The following is a 1,855-nucleotide window of genomic DNA, read 5'->3' as shown; positions in this document are numbered from 1 at the left end:
CTGTGCGGCTTCCCATCCGCGCAGCGCCCCCGCAGTCTCTGGCGAAGTGAGTTTGCCTTTCCAGTCGACCGACATATCGAGCCCTTCCGATTCGGTCCATTGTTCGAACGTTTGCGTCATGCGTTCACCTCGTTCTTATCCAGATTCATGTCCGGATTTCTTCGCAGGCCGGCTGCAGCGTGGCTGCGTCGATGATGGTGAAGTCACCACCATCGCGCCAGGCGCCGGTATCGATGTAGACGGTGTTGCCGAGCGTGGTCCGCTGCTCAACGCGCTTGTGCCCGACGACAACGGCTCTCACACCTTTCACTTCGGATGTGTCCGAGTCTTCGAAGCGTCTGCGACTCCACAGCACTTCCTGGCGAACCGCCTTGAGCTTGGTATTCGATTCAGGCGCGATCAGGGCTGAGCGCAAAGCGTCCCAGTCATCAAAAGGGCACTCCGCATGGACGATTCCGACGAGGCCGTTGGCCGTCTCAAGCTCGATTGCAATGGGCAGTGCCGCGAATGCCTGTGAGATTTCGGCACAGACGTCCGCCGTATTGGCGACGTTCCAACCGCCGCCGTTGCGCATGTACGTCCAATGACACATAGCGCTTCCTGACTTTCCCCATCGAATGGCCATGTCTTCGTGATTGCCCTGGACAGGAAAGAACCACGGATGGGAGAGCCAACCGAGCGCCTGGTCGGACTCGGGGCCGCGGTCGACCAGATCGCCGACGCTGAATAGCCGATCGCGAGCCGGGTCGAACCCGATTTGCATCAGACTCAGGCGAAGGCGGGAGAAGCAGCCGTGGATGTCGCCGACGATCAGGTCGCGGCCGATGGTGTTTCGGGCGTGACGGCGCAACAAGCCGTCGGGAGAGGGGCTCATGCTAGGATCCTCGGAAATCTGATCGGGAGGCAGGACATGAATGTGTCACCGGAAGAGGCCCAGGAATGGCGCGAACGGAATGCTGTCGACGCGAGCATCCAGGAATGCGAAAAGTTGTTTGCCACTGGGATATTTAGTGGGGATGGTGTCGACTCACCGTTCTTCAAGTCTGCGACGATTCATCTGCTCATCGTCTTGAACGACCTCTTGCAGAAGGCTGACAAGGTCGGTCGTCGCGTTTCTTTCGTGGACGACGTTGCTCCGGCGGACGAAATAAATGACGTCACCACGCTGATCAATAGTTGCCGCAACGCTGCGTGCCACATTCCCAGTAAGGAGAAGGCGTTCCAAGGCAACACATTTGACTTCAACGTGTTTGTTGGAAAGTCGCCGAATGCCGTAGGGGCTAACGGTGCGGTGTTCGGATCTGACTACGAGGACGACATTGCTGTGCAGTTCGGAAGCCGAAGACTATATTTGGGGCGGCATTTGCTTCGGGCGCTGAATGAGGTGACTGCCGCGCTGCGTGACTCATGAGGAGTGGCGATCGCATTTCAGATAGTCCCTCCAGGCGACAAAGCCGAGAGGCGTATGAAATCCCCAATTACGCTGCCACGGCCCCATGATGAACAGGGACCACGCTTCGCCGCCGTCGGGTATTTCGAGGCGGTGTCGGTCTGTGGCGCGGCGAAAAACGATCGACCCGGGGCCGCGCCAAACGCGGCGATAGCCGCGCAACAGTGACGTCTCTGGTTGGCTATCCAGTCTCGCCGGCTGATTCTGTTCAGTCGGCATGATTTCCCAGTAGCCGCCGCGCAAGACAATCGAGACGTTCCACCATGGATGGTCGTGAAGATCACGGCCCTCGTCACTATGAACGGTGCGATGGATGCGAGCGCCCCAACTGGTATCGCGACGCCCATTTTCGGCGACGTCCGCGTCGTGGCCACGTGGCTTCTTGATCCACCAGCGCTGCATGTA

Annotated in this window: 2 protein-coding genes and 1 pseudogene; 1 reads left to right on the top strand and 2 read right to left on the bottom strand. The window is 59.0% G+C overall.

The window, feature by feature from the left end; translation table 11 throughout:
- Positions 1–145: 145 nt before the first annotated feature.
- Positions 146–874 (bottom strand): metallophosphoesterase, encoded by a 729-nt coding sequence (locus tag PMO31116_RS23480; RefSeq protein WP_150568810.1) that lies wholly within the window; start codon positions 872–874, stop codon positions 146–148.
- A 36-nt stretch (positions 875–910) separates the two neighbouring features.
- On the opposite strand from PMO31116_RS23480, the gene PMO31116_RS23475 reads away from it, so the two are divergent.
- Positions 911–1,411, top strand: coding sequence for a hypothetical protein (locus PMO31116_RS23475; RefSeq protein ID WP_150568809.1), 501 nt, complete (start codon positions 911–913; stop codon positions 1,409–1,411).
- Here PMO31116_RS23475 and PMO31116_RS23855 read toward each other — a convergent pair.
- Positions 1,406–1,855: pseudogene (locus PMO31116_RS23855) on the bottom strand (hypothetical protein); the annotation flags it as partial. The gene PMO31116_RS23475 and the pseudogene PMO31116_RS23855 sit on opposite strands and share 6 nt — an antisense overlap.

It is taken from the genome of Pandoraea morbifera, assembly GCF_902459575.1.
GTDB lineage: Bacteria > Pseudomonadota > Gammaproteobacteria > Burkholderiales > Burkholderiaceae > Pandoraea > Pandoraea morbifera.
This window is presented reverse-complemented; position numbering and strand designations above follow the sequence as displayed.